The sequence below is a fragment of the Leifsonia sp. McL0607 genome, from assembly GCF_049993355.1.
In the GTDB taxonomy this organism is placed as follows: domain Bacteria; phylum Actinomycetota; class Actinomycetes; order Actinomycetales; family Microbacteriaceae; genus Leifsonia.
In genome coordinates this window covers 2,070,263-2,091,516 of sequence record NZ_CP188253.1, presented here as the reverse complement: position 1 = coordinate 2,091,516, position 21,254 = coordinate 2,070,263, and the positions used below count along the sequence as shown (strand labels likewise).

General features: G+C 70.4%; 20 protein-coding genes. 10 read left to right on the top strand and 10 right to left on the bottom strand.

Annotation, left to right across the window (positions count from 1 at the left end; genetic code table 11):
• Positions 1-132: 132 nt before the first annotated feature.
• The 4 genes from ACPPVW_RS10135 to ACPPVW_RS10120 all read left to right on the top strand — a co-directional run bounded on the left by ACPPVW_RS10135 (position 133) and on the right by ACPPVW_RS10120 (position 5,621).
• Positions 133-1,752 (top strand): phospholipase D-like domain-containing protein, encoded by a 1,620-nt coding sequence (locus tag ACPPVW_RS10135; protein WP_426623005.1) that lies wholly within the window; start codon positions 133-135, stop codon positions 1,750-1,752.
• Between the two features lie 40 nt (positions 1,753-1,792).
• Entirely contained in the window at positions 1,793-2,326 is a 534-nt protein-coding gene (locus ACPPVW_RS10130) for a GIY-YIG nuclease family protein (protein WP_426623004.1), read from the top strand.
• Positions 2,327-2,645: 319 nt separating this feature from the next.
• Positions 2,646-3,779, top strand: a complete 1,134-nt coding sequence (locus tag ACPPVW_RS10125) for an endo-1,4-beta-xylanase (protein WP_426623003.1) — start codon at positions 2,646-2,648, stop codon at positions 3,777-3,779.
• Positions 3,780-3,893: 114 nt separating this feature from the next.
• Entirely contained in the window at positions 3,894-5,621 is a 1,728-nt protein-coding gene (locus ACPPVW_RS10120; protein ID WP_426623002.1) for a cation:proton antiporter, read from the top strand.
• Between the two features lie 3 nt (positions 5,622-5,624).
• Here ACPPVW_RS10120 and ACPPVW_RS10115 read toward each other — a convergent pair whose 3' ends face one another.
• Positions 5,625-6,776: a PqqD family peptide modification chaperone gene (locus tag ACPPVW_RS10115; protein WP_426623001.1), complete on the bottom strand. Its 1,152-nt coding sequence runs from the start codon at positions 6,774-6,776 to the stop codon at positions 5,625-5,627.
• Positions 6,777-6,874: 98 nt separating this feature from the next.
• On the opposite strand from ACPPVW_RS10115, the gene ACPPVW_RS10110 reads away from it, so the two are divergent.
• From ACPPVW_RS10110 to ACPPVW_RS10100, 3 genes are all read left to right on the top strand, one after another.
• On the top strand, positions 6,875-7,216 hold the full coding sequence (locus ACPPVW_RS10110; RefSeq protein ID WP_426623000.1) for a DUF2200 domain-containing protein: 342 nt from the start codon (positions 6,875-6,877) through the stop codon (positions 7,214-7,216).
• 82 nt (positions 7,217-7,298) lie between these two features.
• On the top strand, positions 7,299-7,745 hold the full coding sequence (locus tag ACPPVW_RS10105) for a Fur family transcriptional regulator (protein ID WP_426622999.1): 447 nt from the start codon (positions 7,299-7,301) through the stop codon (positions 7,743-7,745).
• Positions 7,746-7,758: 13 nt separating this feature from the next.
• Positions 7,759-9,252 (top strand): catalase, encoded by a 1,494-nt coding sequence (locus tag ACPPVW_RS10100; protein WP_426622998.1) that lies wholly within the window; start codon positions 7,759-7,761, stop codon positions 9,250-9,252.
• A 118-nt stretch (positions 9,253-9,370) separates the two neighbouring features.
• Here ACPPVW_RS10100 and ACPPVW_RS10095 read toward each other — a convergent pair whose 3' ends face one another.
• Positions 9,371-10,270 carry a virginiamycin B lyase family protein gene (locus tag ACPPVW_RS10095; protein ID WP_426622997.1) on the bottom strand — a complete coding sequence of 300 codons (900 nt, stop codon included), beginning with the start codon at positions 10,268-10,270 and terminating at the stop codon, positions 9,371-9,373.
• Positions 10,267-10,962 carry a PhzF family phenazine biosynthesis protein gene (locus tag ACPPVW_RS10090; RefSeq protein WP_426622996.1) on the bottom strand — a complete coding sequence of 232 codons (696 nt, stop codon included), beginning with the start codon at positions 10,960-10,962 and terminating at the stop codon, positions 10,267-10,269. The genes ACPPVW_RS10095 and ACPPVW_RS10090 overlap by 4 nt, the downstream gene beginning before the upstream one ends.
• 35 nt (positions 10,963-10,997) lie before the next feature.
• On the opposite strand from ACPPVW_RS10090, the gene ACPPVW_RS10085 reads away from it, so the two are divergent.
• On the top strand, positions 10,998-11,276 hold the full coding sequence (locus tag ACPPVW_RS10085) for a three-helix bundle dimerization domain-containing protein (RefSeq protein WP_426622995.1): 279 nt from the start codon (positions 10,998-11,000) through the stop codon (positions 11,274-11,276).
• A gap of 19 nt (positions 11,277-11,295) precedes the next feature.
• Here the strand turns inward: ACPPVW_RS10085 and ACPPVW_RS10080 are convergent, their stop codons facing one another.
• The 5 genes from ACPPVW_RS10080 to gabT form a co-directional block, all read right to left on the bottom strand.
• Positions 11,296-11,757 carry a phage tail protein gene (locus ACPPVW_RS10080; RefSeq protein WP_426622994.1) on the bottom strand — a complete coding sequence of 154 codons (462 nt, stop codon included), beginning with the start codon at positions 11,755-11,757 and terminating at the stop codon, positions 11,296-11,298.
• A gap of 69 nt (positions 11,758-11,826) precedes the next feature.
• The gene (locus tag ACPPVW_RS10075; RefSeq protein ID WP_426622993.1) at positions 11,827-12,735 is read right to left on the bottom strand and encodes a ZIP family metal transporter; all 909 of its coding nucleotides are present in this window, start codon (positions 12,733-12,735) and stop codon (positions 11,827-11,829) included.
• A 129-nt stretch (positions 12,736-12,864) separates the two neighbouring features.
• Positions 12,865-12,990 carry a hypothetical protein gene (locus ACPPVW_RS10070; RefSeq protein ID WP_426622992.1) on the bottom strand — a complete coding sequence of 42 codons (126 nt, stop codon included), beginning with the start codon at positions 12,988-12,990 and terminating at the stop codon, positions 12,865-12,867.
• Positions 12,991-13,007: 17 nt separating this feature from the next.
• Positions 13,008-14,501: an NAD-dependent succinate-semialdehyde dehydrogenase gene (locus ACPPVW_RS10065; RefSeq protein ID WP_426622991.1), complete on the bottom strand. Its 1,494-nt coding sequence runs from the start codon at positions 14,499-14,501 to the stop codon at positions 13,008-13,010.
• Entirely contained in the window at positions 14,498-15,877 is a 1,380-nt protein-coding gene (gene gabT, locus ACPPVW_RS10060; RefSeq protein ID WP_426622990.1) for a 4-aminobutyrate--2-oxoglutarate transaminase, read from the bottom strand. The genes ACPPVW_RS10065 and gabT overlap by 4 nt, the downstream gene beginning before the upstream one ends.
• A 93-nt stretch (positions 15,878-15,970) precedes the next feature.
• On the opposite strand from gabT, the gene ACPPVW_RS10055 reads away from it, so the two are divergent.
• A complete protein-coding gene (locus ACPPVW_RS10055) occupies positions 15,971-17,422 on the top strand; it encodes a PucR family transcriptional regulator (protein WP_426622989.1) in 1,452 nt (483 codons plus the stop codon).
• Positions 17,423-17,533: 111 nt separating this feature from the next.
• Here ACPPVW_RS10055 and ACPPVW_RS10050 read toward each other — a convergent pair whose 3' ends face one another.
• Positions 17,534-17,926 carry a hypothetical protein gene (locus ACPPVW_RS10050; RefSeq protein WP_426622988.1) on the bottom strand — a complete coding sequence of 131 codons (393 nt, stop codon included), beginning with the start codon at positions 17,924-17,926 and terminating at the stop codon, positions 17,534-17,536.
• Positions 17,927-18,146: 220 nt separating this feature from the next.
• Between ACPPVW_RS10050 and ACPPVW_RS10045 the strand changes: the two genes are divergently transcribed.
• Positions 18,147-19,070, top strand: a complete 924-nt coding sequence (locus ACPPVW_RS10045; protein WP_426622987.1) for an aldose 1-epimerase family protein — start codon at positions 18,147-18,149, stop codon at positions 19,068-19,070.
• 532 nt (positions 19,071-19,602) lie between these two features.
• Here ACPPVW_RS10045 and ACPPVW_RS10040 read toward each other — a convergent pair.
• The gene (locus ACPPVW_RS10040) at positions 19,603-21,246 is read right to left on the bottom strand and encodes an amidohydrolase (protein ID WP_426622986.1); all 1,644 of its coding nucleotides are present in this window, start codon (positions 21,244-21,246) and stop codon (positions 19,603-19,605) included.
• Positions 21,247-21,254: the final 8 nt, after the last annotated feature.

Below are 21,254 nucleotides of genomic sequence, written 5' to 3'. Positions count from 1 at the left end.
TCTGTTTCACCCGCGAAACACGGCGTCACGGAAGCTCGCGCGAAACCGCGATACCTGCCATGAGCAGGGGGTGGTGCGACGGCGGTCGACCCTTCTATGCTCCGGGCGGGGGTCACGTCGGGGGGAATGCTCATGAAAGTCACCGGCAGCAACGGCCCGCTGTCCGCGCAGGCCATCGCCGGCAACGGCGTCGTGCTCATCGGGATCGACCACGACCGGGCGACCATGCCGGGCATCCACGGCTTCGGCATCGAACGGCTCGACCACACCGAGGGCGAGAATCGCTGGTTGCCCAATCGGCTCCGGTTCACCGCCGCGCCTGCCGGCACGTGGACGACCGACGTGAACCCCCTGCAGACGTTCCTCTGGGGCGACTACACCGCCAAGGAGGGCCACGACTATACCTACATCGTCCACAGCTTGGAGGGGGCGCCCGGTCAGGTGCTCACCTCCCGGGAGACCGTGACCCTGCCGATCTCGACAGGGCAGCCCGACCGGCAGGGCGTGTGGTTCAACCGCGGGGTCATCTCGTCGCAGGCGTATGCGGAGCGCTTCCACAACGCCGAACCGCAGGACGTCCCCAACGACGCTGCGTGGATCTGGCTCTCCCGCGGGCTCGAGGAGGCCCTCCTGGCGTTCATCGGCCGGGCGCAGGACGCGAGCTGGGAGCTGCACGGCTCCTTCTACGAGTTCCAGCTGCCGGCGGTTCTCGATGCGTTCGGCGTCGCCGCGCGCGCCGGCGCCTCCGTGAAGCTCATCGTCGACGACGGGAACCCGAAGAACCACGACGCGGTGACCTCCGCGAGGATCGACGACTTGGTCGCGCTCTGGCGGGCGCACGCGAAGATCCCGCACAACAAGTTCATCGTCGCCTCCCACGCCGGCACACCCGTGGCGGTGTGGACCGGGTCGACGAACCTCACCCCCAACGGCGTCTTCGGCCAGTCGAACGTGGGCCACTCGATCGACGACCCGACGATCGCCGCCGCCTACCTCGCCTACTGGGAGCAGCTGCTCGGCGACCCTCCTTCCAGCACGCTGAACGACTGGGTGGACGCGAACGACGCACTGCCCGACGAGTGGCCCAGCGGCGTCTCGGTGGTGTTCAGTCCGCACACGCACAGCGTCGCCCTCGACCGGTACGCGGCGCTCTTCGGAGGCGCGGAGACGATCGCCTGCGGAACGTTCCCCTTCACCCTCGACTCGCGGTTCGGCGACGAGCTGCCCGGGACGCACGACGCCCTCCGCTACCTGCTGTTCGAGGACGCGAAAGCTGCGGCCAAGGCCTCCACCACTGTCACCGACCCGAAGACGACCATCGTGGCCGGCGCCTTCCTGCCCGCGGGCGCCCTGGCCGGTTTCGTGGAGGAGATGCGAAACCCGCTCTCGACCAACGTCGAGTACGTGCACAGCAAGTACCTGCTCATCGACCCGCTCGGGGACGATCCCGTCGTCGTGACCGGCTCGGCGAACTTCAGCGTGGCCTCCACCACCGGCAACGACGAGAACATGCTGATCATCCGCGGAGACAGTGCGGTGGCCGAGGCGTACCTCACCGAGTTCATGCGACTGTTCGACCATTACCGGTTCCGGTACACACTGTCGCTGAAGCCGCACGAGCCGACGCCGGGACCGCAGAGCGGAGTGGTGGCGGCGGTCGGGCTCGACCCGACGGACGCGTGGTGGGCGAAGTACTACGACGAGCCGGGGCGTGCGCGGCAACGAGAGGTGCTGGCCGGGACGGCGCACTGAGCGTTCGCCCGGTGTCGGAGGCGGGCGGTACGTTCGCGGCGTGACCGCCTCGTGTTCTCTGTGCAGCGCCCCAGCGCATCCCGGGGCGCCGGTCGCCTTGTGCCTGACGCACCTGCTCGAGGCGCACGAGTGGGTGGAGGCCGAATACGGTCAGACCGATCTGCTGCAGTCTCCGTGCGCGTTCTGCGGGTCGAGGCTCGGGGTGCGCTACCCGTCGGGGTGGCTGTGCGCGGTGTGCGAGTGGAGGGTGGGCGAGCTCCCGCCCGACGGGGCGTCGGCCTCCCGGGTGGACGTCGTCTACTACCTGCGGTTTCGCGACCGCATCAAGATCGGCACCTCGGCCAACCCCGCGCAGCGGTTCACGAGCCTCCCCCACGACGAGGTGCTCGCGTTCGAGCGCGGCGACCGCACGGTCGAGCAACGGAGGCACGCGCAGTTCGCCGCGCTGCGCATCCCGGGCACGGAGTGGTTCGAGACCGACGACATGCTGCTCGCCCACGTCGAGTCGCTGCGGGTGCCCGACCCGTGGCAGTTGCTCGCGCGCTGGCGGAGCGAGGCGGCCGCCCGCGCCTGACGGCGGTCGGCAACTCCGGAGGTCGTGCGTGACACGCTGCGTGGGTGTCGGTTCTTCCGGACATCCGGGCCAGTCTCGGCCCGATCTCCGGAGTTCCGGGCGGACGCCGGGGGCGCGCAGCAACTGGGGGAGGTTCCCGTCGGCCTGCTCGCCCGGTGAAGCGCCCACCTCCACCACGTCGACTGCGAAAACGCAAGCTTTTCCAAAATGTTTGACCCGCGCGTGCGGGTGTAATTAGCTGTCTCGCGCAACATATTCGGACAGTCGCGACGCCGCGGGCTCCCCGTCGGCGCGCGGTCGCATACAAAGGAGTATCAGCGTGTCAGCTCGCCTTCGAGCCGGCCTCATCACCACTGCGGTGATCGGCGCCGGAGCAGTCATCCTCGCGCAGGGCGCGGCCTTCGCCGCCGTGCCCGCGACACCTCCCGCAGCGCCCGGTCATCAGACCTCCGCCTCATCCGACTCGTTGCGCAGCCTCGCCTCGCGCGTGGGGCTTCGGGTCGGCACCGCTGTCAACACGGACGCCCTGGCCTCCAACAGCGATTACCGGTCGATCGCCGCGACGCAGTTCTCGAGCGTCACCCCCGAGAACGTCATGAAGTGGGAGTCCGTCGAGCCGACCCAGGGCACGTACGACTGGACGGCCGCCGATGAGCTCGTCGCCTTCGCCCAGCAGAACGGCCAGCTCGTGCGCGGTCACACCCTCGTCTGGCACAACCAGCTGCCCGCTTGGCTGACCGCCGCCGCACCGTCGATGACACCGGACCAGCTCCGGGCCATCCTCAAGAAGCACATCACGGACGAAGTCACCCACTTCAGAGGGAAGATCTGGCAGTGGGACGTCGTCAACGAGGCTTTCAACGACGACGGGACGCTGCGCAACACCATCTGGCTGCAGAAGCTCGGCCCGGGCTACATCGCGGACGCGTTCCGCTGGGCGCACGCCGCGGACCCGAAGGCGCTGCTGTTCTACAACGACTACAACATCGAGTACACCGGCCCGAAGAGCAACGCGGTCTACAGCCTGGTTCAGCAACTCAAGGCGCAGGGCGTGCCGATCGACGGCGTCGGATTCCAGACCCACCTCGACACCCAGTACGGGCTGCCGGACCTGCAGAACAACCTGCAGCGCTTCGCGGGGCTCGGGCTGAAGGTAGCCGAGACCGAGGTGGATGTGCGCACCACCCTCCCCGTCACTGCGGTGGAGCAGAACGCCCAGGTCGCCGCCTACACCTCCACCATGCAGGCCTGCCTCGCCGTCCGCGCCTGCATCTCGTACACGGTCTGGGGCTTCGGCGACGGCTACTCGTGGGTGCCCGCCGTCTTCCCGGGTGAAGGAGCGGCGGATATCTACGACGAGAACCTGCAGCCGAAGCCGGAGTACACCGCACTGCAGCAGACACTCGCCCTGGCCTCCGGGGCGCCGCAGCGGGCAGGCGACGGGCGGCGCTGAGCGCCCGCAGACGCTCGGCAAGAACCGAGGAGCCGCGCGGCATCCGGTCGCGCGGCTCCTCGGCACGAGTGCGACGTGGCGCACGATCCCTGAGAGTTTCCATAGGCTTGAGTCATGGAGCTCGGTGTCTATGCTGTGATCGCCGTCGCGGTGATCGTCGGCGTCGCGGCCTTCGCCCGCAAGCTCGGCGTCGCCGCGCCCATCATCCTCGTGATCGTCGGTGTCACGCTCTCCGGCCTGCCCGGCATGCCGGAGATCAGCGTCCCGCCGGAGATCATCCTGGACGGGCTGCTGCCGCCGATTCTCTATGCTGCGGCGATCAGCGTTCCGCTCACCGACTTCCGCAGGAACCTCGCGCCGATCGCCGGCCTCTCGGTCTTCCTGGTCGTCGTCACGGCGTTCGCCTCCGGCTTCGTGCTGTACACGATGCTGCCCGACCTCAACCTGGCCGCGGCGATCGCGCTCGGCGCGATCATCAGCCCGCCCGACGCGGTCGCGGCGACCTCCATCGGCCGCAAGCTCGGCCTCCCGCCGCGTCTGCTGACCGTGCTCGAGGGCGAGGGGCTCGTCAACGACGCCACCGCGCTCGTGCTGCTGCGCACGGCACTCGCGGCGGCAGTCGGCACCCTCGCGACGCCGATCGACGGCGTGCTCGACTTCTTCTCCGCGGTCATCATCGCGCTCGTGATCGGCCTGGTCGTCGGTTTCGTGTCGGTGTGGGTTCGGTCCAAACTGAACGACCCGGTGCTCGACACTGCGTTGTCGGTCGTCGTCCCGTTCGCAGCCTTCGCGCCAACCGAGGCGCTGCACGGGTCGGGCGTTCTCGCGGTCGTCATCGCCGGCCTCTACACCGGGCATGCCGCGCCCCGGCAGTTCAGCGCCCAGGCTCGCATCAGCGACCAGATCAACTGGCGCACGATCCAGTTCCTGCTCGAGAACGGCGTCTTCCTGCTCATCGGCCTCGAGCTGCGCACTCTCATCGCCGATGTCGAGCACCCCGAGACCCTGAGCGTGTGGGACGCCGTGGGCATCGGCCTGATCGCCATGGCCGCCCTCGTGGTCATCCGGTTCGTGCTGATGGGGCCGCTCATCTTCTTCCTCCGAAAACGCGGCGAGCACGCGGAGAAGCTGGTGCTGCGGGAATGGCTGTTGATCAGCTACTTCCGCGACCATCCGGTGCGCTATCGATGGCAGGCTCAACGCAAGCAGCGAGCCGAGCAGCGCTACACCCGGCATCGGAGCGACCTGGAGGAGTTCCGGCAGGAGGCGATCGGCTGGCGCGGTGGGGTCGTGCTCGGCTGGTCCGGCATGCGCGGCGTCGTCACGCTCGCTGCAGCGCAGTCGCTGCCCGACAACGTCCCCTACCGGCCTCAGCTCATCCTCATCGCGTTCACCGTCGCTTTCGTCAGCCTGATCGTCCAGGGCGGAACCCTGCCGTGGCTGATCAAGCTGCTGGGAGTGCAGGGCGTCGACGTGAAAGACGACCGGAGGCTCCTCGCCGAGCTGCTCGACGACCTGAGCGAAGCGGGACTCGCGGTTCTCGACGACCCGGAGGCCGCAGCGGGCACACCGGCGCCCGTCGACCCCGAGGTGGTCGAGCGGGTGCGCCAGACCACGTACCTCCGCGCAGAGGCGGCGTGGGAGCGCATCGTGCTCTATGACGCCCCTCCGGAGAGTCGCCCGCACCACGTCTACCGCACGCTCCGGCTCGCGGTGGTCGACGCCGAGCGCGACCGCCTGCATGTGGAACGCGCACGCGGCGCCTACCCGTCGCGCATCCTCAGCGAGGCGCAGTCGATGCTCGACATCGAAGAGACGCGCCTGCGGTCACGCTCGCGGTAGCGACTAACCCCGTCGCAGGCTCATCTCGTCGCGACGGGCGTTGTCACGCAGGCTTTCGTCCGGATTCACCACTCGCACGAGCCCGGCGGCAGTCAGGTCGTCGAGCATATGGACGGTGATGCGGGCGGCGTCGTCCGGCGCCGGACCGAAGGCCGCCTCGGCGCGGGCGACGAGCTCTTCGACGGGCAGCGGCGTTCGAAGCGCCATCCAGAGCAATGAGCCGAGCTGGGACAACCGCGAGATCCGCCCGTCGGACAGCACCAAGACCTCGCCGCCGACCTCGATCCAGTCGTCGATCTCAGCGCGCCCGTACGATCCGGGAAGGAGAGTGCCGGAGTCGGCCGCCGACCCGCTCACGTCCGCCACCTCCACGGGTGACAGGTGCACGGCCGGCCGTCTCAGCAACTCGGACACCGGCTCGACCAGGTCGGCCGCGTGGTGGTACCGGATCACGTGCACACCGCCAGAGACCCGGACGAGGGCATCCAAGCGCTGCAGCGCTCGGGGAAGCGACGCGAAATAGCTGGTCTGCTCGATGAGCAAATCCGCGACCTCCTCCAGGCCCCGTGTCGTGACCGTCGGGGCCACCCGCTCCTCGCGACGGTCGAGGAGGGCGAGGCGGGTGAGCCGCAGCGGCGTGTGCACCTCCATCAGGCCGAGCGCGTCGGGGCCGGCGATCCGCTTGCGCAGGGTGTGGCGCTGCTTGATAGCAAGGGGCTTCGGGAACGGGTGCACCCTGCCTGCAGCGTCGACGGCGACCGTTTCATCCGATACATAGCCCAGGACCGTGCCGAGAGTCGATGCCACTGTCGTCTTGCCGGCGCCCGACGGACCGATCAGGGCGATGACGTCGCCGGTCTCCGGATCGGCCAGACCCGCGGCGTGGAGCATCAGGAGCTCCTTCCGCCGACTCTCGATCGCCCGGCGGTTGATCGTCTGCCGCAACGCGACGCTGATCTCGTCGAAGTCCAGACCGGAGATGTTCGCACCGGCAACTCGTTCCCCGAGGACGGCGGAGATCGTCGCCGAGGGCGTCCCATGACCTGCCACCCGTCTCCACTGAGCGCACAGCCGGCGGAAGTCGGTACGGGACATCCCGGCGACCTCGACACGCAGCCCGACGTCCAGCGCCTCGACCTGGAACTCGTGCGTCATGGGACCATCTTCCATCTCATCGATATGTCTCATGAAAGACTACGGGACAGAGCTGCGGTACCCCAATCCGAGGCCTCACGCGAGCTACTCTGGAGGTCATGCACAAGGTCTTCGCTTCGAGCTTCGCGAGCATTTATCCGCTCTACGTCGCCAAGGTCGAGCGCAAGGGCCGCAGCGGCACGGACGTCGACACAGTCGTGCGCTGGCTGACCGGGTACGACGAGAAGGGGCTGATGTCGGCGATCGACCGCGGCGTCGACCTGCAGACGTTCTTCGAGGAGGCTCCCGAACTGAATCCGCGCGCCTCCCTCATCACCGGGGTCGTCTGCGGCGTTCGGGTCGAGGAGATCGACGACCCGATGATGCGGAAGCTGCGGTATATGGACAAGCTCGTCGACGAGGTGGCCCGGGGCAAGAAGATGGAGTCGATCCTGCGCTGAGCCCCTTCCCCAGCCGGTCGCGCCACGCCCGGGATGCCCAGCTGTTTTGAATAAGTCAAAACTGCGCCGATAGCGTGGAGGCATGGACACGGCACGGCACGAGGACGCGCTCCGCGCGTCCGGGCTCCGTGTGACGCAAGGGCGGCTCGCCGTCCTCCGCGTGCTCGGTGCGCACCCCCACGTGGATGCGGAATCGGTGTACCGCGCAGTGTTGACCGCACTGCCCGGCACCTCGATCCAGAACATCCACAATGTGCTCGGCGACCTCACGGTCGCCGGCCTCCTCCGCCGGATCGAGCCGGCGCACTCGCCTGCCCTCTACGAGCGCCGCGTCGGCGACAACCACCACCACGTCGTCTGCACGACGTGCGGGGCGGTCGCCGACGTCGACTGCGTCGTCGGTCACGCGCCCTGCCTGCATCCGTCGGATGCCGGCGGGTTCCTGGTCGACACGGCAGAGGTGACCTTCTGGGGACTGTGCCCGTCCTGTCAGGAGCGTGCGGCGACAGCCCCGTCGCACGCCGGATGAGGTTAGGAGAACCATGACGCAGTACCACACGACCACCCAGACCGGCACCCCGGTCGGCAGCGACGCGCACTCGCTGACGGCAGGGCAGGACGGAGCCACCGCCCTCCACGACCGGTACCTCGTGGAGAAGCTCGCGCAGTTCAACCGCGAGCGGATCCCGGAGCGGATCGTGCACGCCAAGGGCGGCGGCGCGTTCGGCGAGTTCGTCGTCACCGGCGATGTGACCGCCTACACGAAGGCCGCTGTGTTCCAGCCGGGCGCCACGACGCGCACGGTGCAGCGGTTCTCATCGGTCGCTGGCGAGCAGGGCTCCCCGGACACCTGGCGGGACGTGCGCGGCTTCTCGGTGAAGTTCTACACGACCGAGGGCAACTACGACATCGTCGGCAACAACACACCGGTCTTCTTCATCCGCGACGGCATCAAGTTCCCCGACTTCATCCACTCGCAGAAGCGCCTCCCCGGCTCCGGGCTGCGCGACGCCGACATGCAGTGGGACTTCTGGACCCTGTCGCCGGAGTCGGCGCACCAGGTCACGTACCTCATGGGCGACCGGGGCCTCCCGCGCTCGTGGCGGACCATGCCCGGCTACGGCTCGCACACCTACCAGTGGATCAACGCCGCCGGTGAGCGCTTCTGGGTGAAGTACCACTTCCACGCGCTGCAGGGCAACGAGGAGATGCACGGCGCCGAGGCCGAACGCATCGCGGGCGAGGACGCGGACTACTACCGTCGCGACCTCTACGAGGCCATCGAGCGCGGCGACTTCCCGGCGTGGAGGGTGAGTGTGCAGGTGATGCCGTACGAGGACGCGAAGACCTACCGCTTCAACCCGTTCGATCTCACCAAGGTGTGGCCGCACAGCGACTACCCGCTCATCGAGGTGGGCGTGCACACGCTCAACGAGAACCCGGAGAACTTCTTCGCGCAGATCGAGCAGGCGGCGTTCTCGCCGGCCAACACCGTTCCCGGCATCGACATCAGCCCCGACAAGATGCTGATGGCGCGCGTCTTCTCGTACCCGGACGCCCAGCGCTACCGCGTCGGCACCAACTACAACGAGCTGCCGGTCAACGCCCCGGTCGCTTCGGTGCACAACTACTCGCAGGACGGCGCCGCGCGGCATGGCTTCAAGCCTGCGTCGGCTCCGGTGTACGCGCCGAACTCGTTCGGCGGGCCGTCGGCCTCCGCTGCGGCGGCGGGCGAAGGCTCGTGGGAGTCGGACGGCGCGCTCGTGCGTGCTGCAGCCACCCTGCACGCCGAGGACGACGACTTCGGCCAGGCGGGCACGCTCTACCGCGATGTCTTCTTTGAGGCAGCGCGGGAGCGCTTCCTCGACACGATCGCGGGAGCGGTCGGCGGTGTGACGCGGGAGGACATCCGCGAGCGGGCGATCCAGTACTGGACGAACGTCGACGCCGGGCTGGGCGTCGCGCTGCGCGCGCGGCTGGAGGCCGGGGTCGCCGACCCCGACGAAGCCGCCGAGTACGTGGGCGTTGCCGAGTAGACGCTGACGCGAACGGAGGGGACGCGGGGCGGGAACGCCTCGGGTCTCCTCCGTTCGCTGCCTTTCGGGGCGGTCGGGAGAGGGACGTCCTCCGTTGGCCGCGAGCCGCCGGCCGCGATCAGGCCCGGACGCGGGCGAGCTCGCCCGACACGAGGGCCGCCCAGACCGCGCCGTCCGGCGCGACGGCGAGGCCGCGCGGACCCGCGCCGTCGGGGAGGTCGACACGCTCGAGGTCGCCGGAGGACGTGACATGCACCAGGGCGTCCGCCCCCCAGAGCGATGCCCAGACTCCTCCCGCGTCGTCGGCGACCACCGCGAACGGATCCGCGCCCTCCTCCAACGGGAGGACGGTCACCGTGCGGTCCCGGGCGACGCGCGCCAGAGCGTCCGCCGCGTGCAGCGCCGTCCAGACCGAGCCGTCGTCGGCCACCGCGACGCCCAGGGGGCCGGAGCCCAGCGGAAGCGCCACGAGTTCGATCGCGGCGTCGCCGCCGCGGACGTGACCGAGCGCCGGCCGGTGCCCCTGCAGAGCGAACCACACGCTCTCCCCTGACGCGGTGATGCCGGAGGGGCCGCCCTCCGACCCCACCGGGAACTCCTCGACGCACCCCAGAATGTCGATGCGTCCGACCGCGTCGCCGAACGCCTCCGTGAACCAGGTGGTCCCGTCCGGGAGGGTCACCGAGGCAAGTGGCAGAGCGTCGGCCGATGGGACGGCCGTCTCCCCGATCACGCGGATGCCCGGACCGACGTGTACCAGGCGACCGCCGGTGCGGTCCACGACCCAGACGGTGTCCTCCGTCGCCGTGCTGATGCCGACCGGCTGGGAGGCCGCGCCGAGCTCAAGGTACGCCAGCGTTCCGTCCGCGTCGCGGCGGCCCACCCGTCCGCTGTCGCTGAGGGCGAACCACACCGCGCCGTCGCCGGTCGCCGCGACGCCGATCAGGCCGTCGCCCCGAACGCCGTCGCCGCCCGCGCCGTCGCCCGGCGCGCCGACCGGGAAGAGCTCGACGCTCACAGGGTGGCGTCGATGGTGCGGTCGTACACCACGGTCCCGCCGACCCGGATGCGGCCGTCGCCGAGCGGCTCGGTGACGAGCTCGGAGCCATCGCCCTGGGTGATGCGGAGGGCGCGGCCGAGCTTCGCGGTGAGGGCGACGGCGGCGGCGCCGGTCGCCTCGTCCTCCACGATGCCCATCGCGGGGGCGAACATCCGCGCGCGCACGGTCCCGGCCTCCTCGTCGATCCACGCGTAGGCGTAGTGCTGCCCGTCTGTGAAGGTGAGCGCGTCGAGCGCCTCGACCTCGGCCGGAGTGGCGAGCGGCAGCCAGGTGAACGCGGGCGCCCACTCGGCGCGGGCCTCGATGGAGGCCGCGTCGGCATCGAGGTCGACGGAGACCGCGACGTCTCCCGCCTTCTCGGCCAGGGCTCCGACCGGTGTGTGCTCGTGCGCCAGCCACCACGCCGTCCCGACGCTCGGGTGGCCGGCGAACGGGAGCTCGGCGGCCGGCGTGAAGATGCGGATCGTCGCGATGCCGCCCGCCTCGTCCAGCTCGTCGACGAACACGGTCTCGCTGAACCCGAGCGCCGCCGCGATGTCCTGCTCGCGCTGCGCCGTCGCGGGCGAGCTGGTCACGATGCCCAGCTCGTTCCCGTTGGCGCCCCGCTCGTCGGTGAACACGCGGACGACCGCTACCTCGATCTCATCCATAGCCTCCACCCTGTCACGCGCGCCATAATCCCGCTATGAGTGACGAAGCAGCCCCCACCTCGTTGCCACAGCTGGACGATGACATCACGCTCGTCGCACCGCCCGGCGAGACGGCCGACCACGAGGCCGCCATCGATCACGCCGTCGATCGGCTGGCGGCGCGTTTCCCGATGGTCCCCAGGGACCGCATCGTCGACCTCGTGCACGAGCGCCACGGGGACTACACGGGCGCTCCGATCCGCGACTTCATCCCGGTGCTCATCGAGCACGACGTCAGGCGCGAGCTCGCCGCGGAGGTCGAGCCGCTGGCGTGAGACACGACGCGGTCGAGGCTCAGTATTCGCCCTTGATGACGAAGTAGGAGCCGCGGATCGTGCCGGCGAGCCGCGACTTCTGCCGCGCGAACTTGAACGCCGACAGTTCCTCTGGCACCTCCATGCCCTCCGACAGCTTGAAGCCGACCGCGCGCTTGCCCGCGTCGTCGATCGTGTACATCACGTTGATCGACAGGCCCGACTCGTAGAACACGTACGCCATGCGGATGCCGTCCACCTCGAACGACGTGACCTCCAGAGCGGGCGAGGCGATCACGATGTCGCGCTCGTCCTTGAGGATGCGGCTGACCCAATCGAGCGCCTCGTGCTCCTGCGCGGCGGGGGCCGTCGCGAAGTCGATGTCGTACTTGTTCTTGAAGTAGCGCGACTCGTTCGCGCGCAGGCCGGCGAGGGCGGGCGCGACGGGGCTCGAGTCGAGGCCCTCCGTCGAGACGTTCGTGAAATCGACGACCTGGCGCATGCGTGCCCTCCCTTTCGGCTGCGGGACAACCCTACCGAATCACCGCCGAGCGGCAGAGGGAATCGCGGATCAGGCCCCGGCAGCGGTGATAATCGCGTCGGTGGCGAATCCGGCGACGATACCCGCGAAGACGCACCACGCGACCAGCGTCTTCATCCCGGTGCGGCGGGCGACGGCGAGCAGTTCGATGATCACGTAGACGATGGAGCCGGCGGCCAGGCCGAGGAACGCGATCGAGACGATATCGCTGCTGAACGCCTGCCCTATGATCGTGCCGAGGAACGTCGGGCCGCCTCCGATGAGGCCGAGCAGGGCCAGATAGCCCCAGGACGGCCGGGTGCCGCTCAGCGGCGCGACGATCCCGAACCCCTCCGTGGCGTTGTGCAGCCCGAACCCGATGATCAGGAGCACAGCGAAGGCCAGCTCGCCCTGCGCCGCCGCGGTGCCAATCGCGAGGCCCTCCGCGAAGTTGTGGAGGCCGATGCCGATCGCGATCGTGAGCGCGAGGCGGCGAGCGCCGGCCCGCGACTCCGCCTCGGTGGCCGCCACGATCGCGACACCGGTGGTGGTGGCGGTGCCGCCGGGGCCGGGACTGCCCGGGCCGGAATGCGAACTGTGCCCGTGTCGTGCGGGCTCCGAGCCCGACGGCGGCCGGATGGGCGATGCCAGCGCCAGCGCGCGTCGCTTCATGTAGCGGTCGACGTAGGTCAGGCTCAGGAGGCCCACGCCGATGCAGGCGGCCATCAGCAGCCCCTGCCCGAGCGCAGGGCCGAGCTGGTGCGACGAGAGCGACTTGTCGACGGGCTCCCACGCCTGCGAGAGCACGTCCCAGAGCAGGAAGATCAGAATCCCGGTCGCGAGAGCGTTCAGCGCGGCCTTGAGACCGACGGCGTTCGAGCGGATCCGGCCGACCGGGAGGCCCAGGAAGATCGTGAGACCGGCGACGGCTCCGAGTGCGGCGACACCCAAGGGGGACATGCAGATTCCTTCGTGGAGGCGATCGTTCCGCACCGGCGGGGCGCCGGGCTCTTTTGTAAGGTAAGCCTGCCCTTACGAAGAATCAACTAAAAATCGTCGCAGAAACGACTTCCGCACGCCGCCCGAACGTCACTGCGTGCGCGCTACCACGATCGTCGGCACCGGCACCGGCACCGGCACCGGCACCGGCAGCTCGCGTCGCATCGCGGCCGCCGTCCAGCCGACCCCGGTGGCCGTGCTGGCCTCCTGCAGCACAGTTGTTCGCGGATGGATCAGGCGGGGATGAGCGTGTACTTCGCGCTCAGGTACTCGTGAATGCCCTCGAGCCCGCCCTCCCGGCCGAGGCCCGACTGCTTCACGCCGCCGAACGGGGCGGCCGCGTTGGAGACGAGGCCGGTGTTGAGGCCCATCATTCCGGTGTCGACCCGGTCGATCATGCGCTGGCCGCGTGCGAGGTCCTGCGTGAACACGTAGCCGACCAGACCGTACTCGGTCTCGTTGGCGCGCGCCACGGCCTCCTTTTCGGTGGAGAACGTCGTGATCGCCAGCACCGGGCCGAAGATCTCCTCGCGGAGGATCTCGCTGCCGGGCTGCACGTCCACGATCACCGTCGGCTCGTAGAAGAAGCCGTCGCCCTCCGGCGCCTTTCCTCCGGTGAGGACGCGGGCGCCGCGCTCGACGGCGTCGCCGACCAGCGCCTCCATGGTGGCGACTGCGCGGTCGTCGATGAGCGGGCCGATGGCGACGCCCTCCTCCGTGCCACGACCGATCTTCATCGCGTCGACCTTGGCGGTGACGCGACGCGCGAACTCGTCGGCGACCGACTCGTGCACGATGAAGCGGTTGGCAGCGGTGCACGCCTGGCCGATGTTGCGGAACTTCGCGAGCATCGCACCCTCGACCGCTTTGTCCAGGTCGGCGTCGTCGAACACGACGAACGGCGCGTTGCCGCCGAGCTCCATGGAGGTGCGCAGCACGTTCTGGCCGGCCTGCGCGAGCAGCGCGCGACCCACCGGGGTGGAGCCGGTGAACGACAGCTTGCGCAGGCGCGGGTCGGCGATGATCGGGGCGGAGACCGCGCCGGAGGTGTTCGTCTGCACGACGTTCACGACACCGGCGGGCACGCCGGCGTCGGCGAGCAGTTGCGCGAAGAACAGCGTGGTCAGCGGGGTCAGCTCGGCAGGCTTCACGACGACCGTGCAGCCGGCGGCGAGCGCCGGCGCGATCTTGCGCGTCGCCATCGCCAGCGGGAAGTTCCAGGGCGTGATGAAGAAGCACGGACCCACCGGTCGCTGCGATACGACCATCGTGCCGGTGCCCTCCGGGTTCTGCCCGAAGCGGCCGGCGATGCGCACGGCCTCCTCGGAGAACCAGCGCAGAAACTCGCCGCCGTAGGTGACCTCGCCGTTGGCCTCCGCCAGCGGCTTGCCCATCTCCAGCGTCATCAGCAGCGCGAAGTCGTCGCGGCGCTCTTGCAGGAGGTCGAACGCTCGGCGCAGGATTTCGGCACGGGTGCGCGGCGGGGTCGCCGCCCAGGCCTCCTGAGCGGCCACGGCGGCGTCGAGGGCGCGGATGCCGTCCTCGGGCGTCGCGTTGGCGATGCGCTTGATGACGCGGCCGGTCGCCGGGTCCTGCACCTGGATCTGCTCGCGGGTCCCGGCCTCCCAGGCGCCGGCGATGAACAGCCCATCGGGGACCCGGGAGAGGAGGTTGACTTCGCGGGCGGTCAGCTCGGTGGTCGTGGTCGCGATGTCGACGGCGCTCATGCGTTGGCCACCGCCTCCGCCACGACGTCCAGCCCCTCGATGAGGAGGTGGTCGGGGATGCTGAGCGGCGGCAGGAACCGGATGACGTTGCCGTAGGTGCCGCAGGTGAGCAGCACGATGCCGGCCGCGTGCGCGGCGGCGGCGACCTTCGAGGTGAGCGCGGCGTCCGGCTCCCCCGGCCCCGCCCCTCCGGGCTTCGGGGGATCGACGAGCTCGATGGCGACCATCGCGCCCTTGCCGCGCACCTCGGCGACACGCGGATCGGCGTCGCGGAGGGCGCCCAGCTTCTCGAAGAGGATCTCGCCGATGGCGCGGGCGCGCGCAGACAGGTCCTCCTGCTCGTAGGTCTCGATCGCGGCGAGCGCTGCGACGCAGGCGAGCGGGTTGCCGCCGTAGGTGCCGCCGAGGCCGCCGACCTGCGGGGCGTCCATGATCTCGGCACGCCCGGTGACGGCCGACAGCGGGAGGCCGCCGGCGATGCCCTTCGCGGTGACGATCAGGTCGGGCACGATGCCGAATTGCTCGGAGGCGAACATGGTGCCGGTGCGGGCGAAGCCCGTCTGAACCTCGTCGGCGATGAACACGACACCGTTCTCGTTGGCCCACTCCTGCAGAGCGGGGAGGAAGCCGTCGGCCGGGACGATGAAGCCGCCCTCGCCCTGGATGGGCTCGATGATGACGGCGGCCAGGTTGGCGGCGCCGATCTGCTTCTCGATCATCGTGATCGCCCGCTTGGCCGCCTCGGCGCCGGAGAGGCCGCCGTCGCGCAGCGGGTAGCTGAGCGGCGCACGATAGATCTCGGGCGCGAACGGACCGAAGCCGTTCTTGTACGGCTGGTTCTTGGCGGTGAGGCCCATCGTGAGGTTGGTGCGGCCGTGGTAGGCGTGGTCGAACGCGACGACGGCCTGCTTGCCGGTGTAGTGACGGGCGATCTTGACCGCGTTCTCGACGGCCTCCGCGCCCGAATTGAAGAGGGCACTGCGCTTGACGAAGTCGCCGGGCGTGAGGCGGTTGAGCGCCTCGGCGACGTCGACGTACGAGTCGTAAGGCGCGACGGTGAAGCAGGTGTGCGTGAAGGCGGCGACCTGCTGCGTGACGGCCTCGACGACGCGCGGAGCGGCATTGCCGACACCGGTCACGGCGATGCCGGAGCCGAAGTCGATGAGCGAGTTGCCGTCGACGTCGACGAGCACACCCCCGCCCGCTGCGACGGTGTAGACCGGGATGGTCGCGCCGACGCCGGCGGCGACGGCCTGGGCCTTGCGCTCGGCGCGCTTCCGCGACTCCGGTCCGGGGATGGGTGTGAGGAGTCGGCGCTCCTGCGGGAGCGAGGGTCCGCCGACGAGGGTTGCGGAGGCGGGGAAAACGATGGTCATGGCGGCATCGTAAAGAGCGGAGCGTGACCCGCGCCTGGACGAGTCGTACAATTTCAGAATCCGAATTCGACACCCTGGCGGATGGAGTGCCCGATGCCCGCGACCCTCGCCCAGCTCCTCGCGCGACCCGAGCTCGGCCTCCGGCTGCTCACCCAGGCCGACGTGGGCGACCTCGACGTCCCACTTTCGTGGGCGCACAGCTCCGACCTCCCCGACCCGACGCCCTTCCTCTCTCCCGGCCAGGTGCTGCTGGTCACCGGCACGCCGGACGATGTCGACCCATACGTGTCGCGGCTGGTGTCGCACGGGATCGCCGGGCTGGGATTCGGGACGGAAGTCGTTCGGGACACCCCCGAACCGCTGGTGGAGGCGTGCACCCGACACGGCCTCCCGCTGTTCGAAGTGCCCTACCGCACGCCGTTCATCGCCGTCGCCCGGTTCGTCGCCGACCGCGTCGCGGCGGACGCCTACGCGCGCAACACCTGGGCGCTGCGCGCCTCCCGGGCGATCTCGCTCGCCGCGCTGCGGCCCGATGCGCTCGGCGCCGTGCTCGGTGAGCTCGCGCGCCAGATCGACCGACCGGTCGCGCTGTTCGGCGCCGATGGGACGCTGGACCGCATCGCGCCCTCCGGCGCGCTGGACGCCGTCTCACGGTCGGCGCTGACGGCCGCCGCCGAGCCCCTGCTGCGCAGCCGCCGCCGAGCCGCGGGGGCCGCGAGCACCCACGCGGGTCCGTTCGCCCTCCAGACGCTCGGCGCCGCCGGGCATCTGCGGGGCGTGCTCGCCGTCGGATCGGAGGGCCTCGACCAGGCCGCGCAGCAGGTCGTGACGGGCGTCGTGGCGCTAGCCGGCCTGGCGCTCGAGCAGGGCCGCGCCACCGACGCGGCGCGCGCCCGGGTCCGCACGGCGGTCTGGCGCACCCTCCTCGCCGGCGAACGCGCGCTCGCGGAGACGATTGCGGAGCCCGTGCTCGGCGCACTGCCCGAGGAGCCGGTTCGCGTGACCGTGCTGCACGGCGCAGCAGGCGCCTCCGCCGTGGACTGGCTGGAGGCCGACGGCGGCGGCTTCTTCGCGCGCGACGGCCAAGACCTCGTGGTCATCGGCGCCGCGCAGGAGACTATCGCTGAGCTTGCCGCGCGGTTCGAGCTGCGCGGCGGGTCGTCGGCTCCCGTCGCACTCGACGCCCTGGCCTCCGGAGTGACGCAGGCAGGCGTGGCGGCGCGACGCTCGACTCCCGACGAGCCCGTGCCGTCGTTCGACGACGTGGCGGCGGCGGGCATGCTCGCCTTGCTGCAGACCCCGGACGCACGGGCGGTCGCCGCGACCGCCCTGGCACCGCTGGCGAAGGCCGACCCGGCGCTGCCCGGCATCCTGCGCACCTGGCTGGACGCGGACGGCGTGTACGACGTGGCCGCGCGCCGGCTCGGCATGCACCGGCACACGCTGCGCGCGCGCGTCGCCGACGCCGAGCGCCTGCTCGGACGCGACCTCGGTGGCTTCGCCGCCCGCGCCGACCTCTACGCCGCGCTGCGCGCCGCCGGGTAGCGGAGGGTGCGAGCGGCACATTTGGCGGGAATGTCGCCTCTCACCACGTTGAGCGGCGCATTCGGCGCGAATGTGGCAGCACTGAACGCGCGCCGCGTCTGGAACCGGCGGTCAGACTTCGACGGGAGCGGGAGCCGAAGCGTGAACGGGAGCCGAAGCGTGAACGGGAGCCGAAGCGTGAACGGGAGCCGAAGCGTGAACGGGAGCCGAAGCGTGAACGGGAGCCGAAGCGTGAACGGGAGCGGTGGGCGGCGCGGGGGGTGCGGTGTCGTGCGTGGACGCACGGAGGCGCGTAACGACGAGGGCGCCGGCCATTGCCGCTGCGGTGATGAAGAACAGCGCGGCGATGGCGAGGTCCACCCACTGGCGGCGGGTGAACCCGACGTGGTGCTCGACGGCGACGGTGGCCAGGCCGTGGTCGACGGCCGGAGTGGTGAGCGCGCCCAGCGCTACAGCGCCGACGACCAACGCAAACCCGAACAACGACCAGCCGACACTACGCATGACCCCATTCAAACCGACGCTACTCCGGGAGCAACCCCGACGAGCCGATCGTTACCGGTCGTTCAGCTAGCAAGCGCCTCCGCTAGGTTTCGCGCGCATCACAAGCCGCCGAGTACGCGGACAGTCCGCGTACTCGGCGGTTTTCGCCCGAATTGGTACGTACTCGGCGGTTCTCGACCGGAATTCTTGCGTACTCGGCAGTTGCGGACAGAATGGGCGGATGAGCATCCCCATCTCCGGCACCCACTTCGGCCTGACCGCCGGCGACTACCACGCGACGATCGCGTCGGTCGGCGCCTCGCTGCGCACCCTGGAGCACCGCGGCCGCCCCCTCGTCGTCCCGTTCGACGCCGACGAAGTGCGTCCGGCCTTCCGCGGCGCCACGCTCGCGCCCTGGCCCAACCGGGTCGTCGACGGACGGTACTCCTTCGACGGCGAGGAGCAGCAGCTCGCACTGACCGAGCCCGCTCGCGGCCACGCCCTGCATGGCCTTGCCTGCTGGCTCGACTTCACCGCCGTTGACCGCTCCGCGAGCAGCGTCACCCTCGCCGCGACCATCGAGGCACAGGCTGGTTTCCCGCACCGCGTGGAGGTCGCCGTCGCCTTCGAGCTCGACGAGGACGGCCTCCACACGACCGTCACCGGGACCAACTCCGGTCCGTCCTCCGCGCCGTGGGGCACCGGCCCGCACCCGTACCTCATCGCCGGCAGCGGCCGCGTCGACGACTGGACGCTCCAGCTTCCCGCCGAGCAGGTGCTGACCGTGACGGAGGACCGGCTCATCCCGATCGGGCTCGCCGACGTCGCCGTCGAGGGAGCGGGCGTCTTCGACTTCCGCACTCCGCGGGCGATTGCCGAGACCTTCATCGACCACGCGTTCACCGGCCTGGCGCGCGGCGACGACGGGAGCACGACCGTGACAGTGCGCTCGGCCGAGGGGACCGGTGTCGCGATGACGTGGGACGAGGCCTGCCCGTGGGTGCAGGTCCACACCGCCGACAGCGACGTCCCGGAGCTGAACCGGCTGGGCCTCGCGGTCGAGCCGATGACCTGCCCGCCCGACGCGTACAACTCGGGCACCGATCTGATCGCGCTCGCCCCCGGGGAGTCCGCGACGGCATCCTGGACGATCGCCGCGGTCTGAGCGGGCGCTACGGCGGCGCGGCGCGCGCCGTCGTCGCCGCGCGACATCGGGCGCACGTACGCCGCGGCCACCGCCACATCCGGCGCGAATGCGCACTCTCGCCACCGCCACCGCCACAACCGGCGCGAATGCGCACCCTCGCCACCGCCACCGCCACAACCGGCGCGAATGCGCGCCCGCGCCGCTCCAACGCAAAGTCTGGCGCGAACGCGCGCCGGCAACGCACGCACCCTCCATGCGCATTCGCCGCCGCGACCTCGACGTTTGGCGCGAATGCGCAGTTCGGGCTCCGGAAACGCGACATCCGGCGCGAATGTGCGCGCACGGAAACGGGTGATGCCCCCAGCGGAACCCGACCGGCTGGGGGCATCGAAGCGCTGCACTAGGAGCAGCATGGTGATCGACAGGAGGTGCGTACCCGTTCACGCCTCCGCCTACCAATGAGCTGACGGATGAATCAACGCCAGCTCGTAGGTATGACCATACATGACCCATGCGACATTCCGCATCTCACCCGGATGCTACACAAGCATTAGGAGGTGTGCGTGCCTGAGGTGTCGCGCTCCGACGGGGTGCCGCCGACCACCGTGAGCAGTACCGCGGACTCCGCGAAGGTGTCAGGGTCAGTCGTGAGCGGACTCAGCGCCCACACGGTGAAGTCCGCCGGCAGCCCCGGCTCGATGCGACCTCCCGGCTCACCGACGCTGCGCCAGTACTCGCTCGTATAGCCCTCCAGCGCGGCACGCGCGCTCAGAGACTGGTCCGGACCCACCGGCTCGACCTGCTCGCGTCCGGCCGGACGGCGCAGCTGTGCGGCCGCCACGATCCCCCGCGGGTCGTACGGCGCGATCGGCCAGTCCGAGCCGAGCGCGAGGATCGCGCCCCGGTCGCGCAGGTCGCGCGTGCGCCACGCGCGGTCGGCGCGCTCGTCGCCGAGCCGCTGCGACCAGTTGTCGGTGTGGTCGGCGCGCGTGTACAGCGTGCAGTGGGTGGGCTGCATGCTCGCCGCGGCGCCGGACGCGATGATCTCGTCGAGGACGTCGTAGGGCAGCGTCTCGATGTGCTCGATGCGGTGCTGCACGTCGCTTGGGGGCAGCGACCGCAGCGTCTCGGCCACGAAGGCGATGCCCTTGTCGCCGATCGCGTGCGTCGCGGTCGGAATGCCGTGCTCATGAAAGAAGCGCACGGCCTCCCGATACTCGGCCGGATCGAGCCAGATGGACTGCCGGGACTCGCCCTTCGTGTCCGGCTCGAAGAGCCACCCGGTGCCGTTGTCGATGGTGCCGTCGATCATGAGTTTGACGCCGCGCACGTACCAGCGGCGTCCGGCGAGCTCCTGGTAGCGCAGGTGGCGTTCCAGGTCGTCGCGCGTGAAGCCAGGGAACACCGACGGCGAGATGCGCAAGCGGATCGGGAGGTCCTGCCGGCGCTCCAGCTCCTCCAGCAGCTCGAACGAGTCTTCGGCCATCAGGTCGAGCATCTGCCCGGCGACGATTCCGGTCGCGGCCATCCCGGCGAGCAGGTCGGCGAGCTGTTGCACGCGGTCGTCGAAGATCTGATCGGGGATATGCTCGAGCACCAGTTGCTGCGCCGAGAACTCGTAGAGCATCCCGTTCGGCCGGCCGTCGGCGTCGAGCCCGAGTGCGGACGCGTCGGAGAAGACCGCGTCTCCGCGCACGCCCGCCGCATCGATCGCGGCGGCCGAGGCGAGCGCCGAGTGGCCGTCGAACAGCGTGATGAACAGCTTGCGGCCGCCGTCGACACCGGCGAGCAGGTCGTTGCCGAACTCGCCGCCGCCGAACACAGCGGGGTCGAGGCCCCAGGCCAGGATCCAGTCCTCGTCGGCCGGACGGCCGGCGACGTAGGCGGCGATGGCGGCACGCACGGCCTCCCGCTCGGTGATGCCGGAGAGGTCGAGGCCGCGCGTGAGCCGCAGGCCCATGACGGGGTGGATGTGGGCGTCGACGAAGCCGGCGCTCACGGTGGCGTCGCCGAGGTCGAGCACCTCGGCCGCGGCTGCCGGCCAGCCGGCGACGAGCGCGTCGGACTCGGGGGCGACGCCGACGATGATCCCATCGCGGACCGCCACGGCGGTGCGGCCGGAGCGGCCTCCCGCCTCGATCGCCGCCGGGGTGAGGACGGTGCCTGCGATCAGCAGCAGGTCGATGGTGCTCATGGGCTCCG

Excerpts from the sequence above, each read along its gene's own strand:
- ACPPVW_RS10100 (WP_426622998.1), top strand. The coding sequence starts at position 7,759 with ATGACGCAGTACCACACGACCACCCAGACCGGCACCCCGGTCGGCAGC.
- gabT (WP_426622990.1), bottom strand. The coding sequence starts at position 15,877 with ATGACCATCGTTTTCCCCGCCTCCGCAACCCTCGTCGGCGGACCCTCG.
- ACPPVW_RS10055 (WP_426622989.1), top strand. The coding sequence starts at position 15,971 with ATGCCCGCGACCCTCGCCCAGCTCCTCGCGCGACCCGAGCTCGGCCTC.
- ACPPVW_RS10065 (WP_426622991.1), bottom strand. The coding sequence starts at position 14,501 with ATGAGCGCCGTCGACATCGCGACCACGACCACCGAGCTGACCGCCCGC.
- ACPPVW_RS10120 (WP_426623002.1), top strand. The coding sequence starts at position 3,894 with ATGGAGCTCGGTGTCTATGCTGTGATCGCCGTCGCGGTGATCGTCGGC.
- ACPPVW_RS10040 (WP_426622986.1), bottom strand. The coding sequence starts at position 21,246 with ATGAGCACCATCGACCTGCTGCTGATCGCAGGCACCGTCCTCACCCCG.
- ACPPVW_RS10045 (WP_426622987.1), top strand. The coding sequence starts at position 18,147 with ATGAGCATCCCCATCTCCGGCACCCACTTCGGCCTGACCGCCGGCGAC.
- ACPPVW_RS10075 (WP_426622993.1), bottom strand. The coding sequence starts at position 12,735 with ATGTCCCCCTTGGGTGTCGCCGCACTCGGAGCCGTCGCCGGTCTCACG.
- ACPPVW_RS10110 (WP_426623000.1), top strand. The coding sequence starts at position 6,875 with ATGCACAAGGTCTTCGCTTCGAGCTTCGCGAGCATTTATCCGCTCTAC.
- ACPPVW_RS10135 (WP_426623005.1), top strand. The coding sequence starts at position 133 with ATGAAAGTCACCGGCAGCAACGGCCCGCTGTCCGCGCAGGCCATCGCC.
- ACPPVW_RS10080 (WP_426622994.1), bottom strand. The coding sequence starts at position 11,757 with ATGCGCCAGGTCGTCGATTTCACGAACGTCTCGACGGAGGGCCTCGAC.
- ACPPVW_RS10085 (WP_426622995.1), top strand. The coding sequence starts at position 10,998 with ATGAGTGACGAAGCAGCCCCCACCTCGTTGCCACAGCTGGACGATGAC.
- ACPPVW_RS10050 (WP_426622988.1), bottom strand. The coding sequence starts at position 17,926 with ATGCGTAGTGTCGGCTGGTCGTTGTTCGGGTTTGCGTTGGTCGTCGGC.
- ACPPVW_RS10105 (WP_426622999.1), top strand. The coding sequence starts at position 7,299 with ATGGACACGGCACGGCACGAGGACGCGCTCCGCGCGTCCGGGCTCCGT.
- ACPPVW_RS10115 (WP_426623001.1), bottom strand. The coding sequence starts at position 6,776 with ATGACGCACGAGTTCCAGGTCGAGGCGCTGGACGTCGGGCTGCGTGTC.
- ACPPVW_RS10090 (WP_426622996.1), bottom strand. The coding sequence starts at position 10,962 with ATGGATGAGATCGAGGTAGCGGTCGTCCGCGTGTTCACCGACGAGCGG.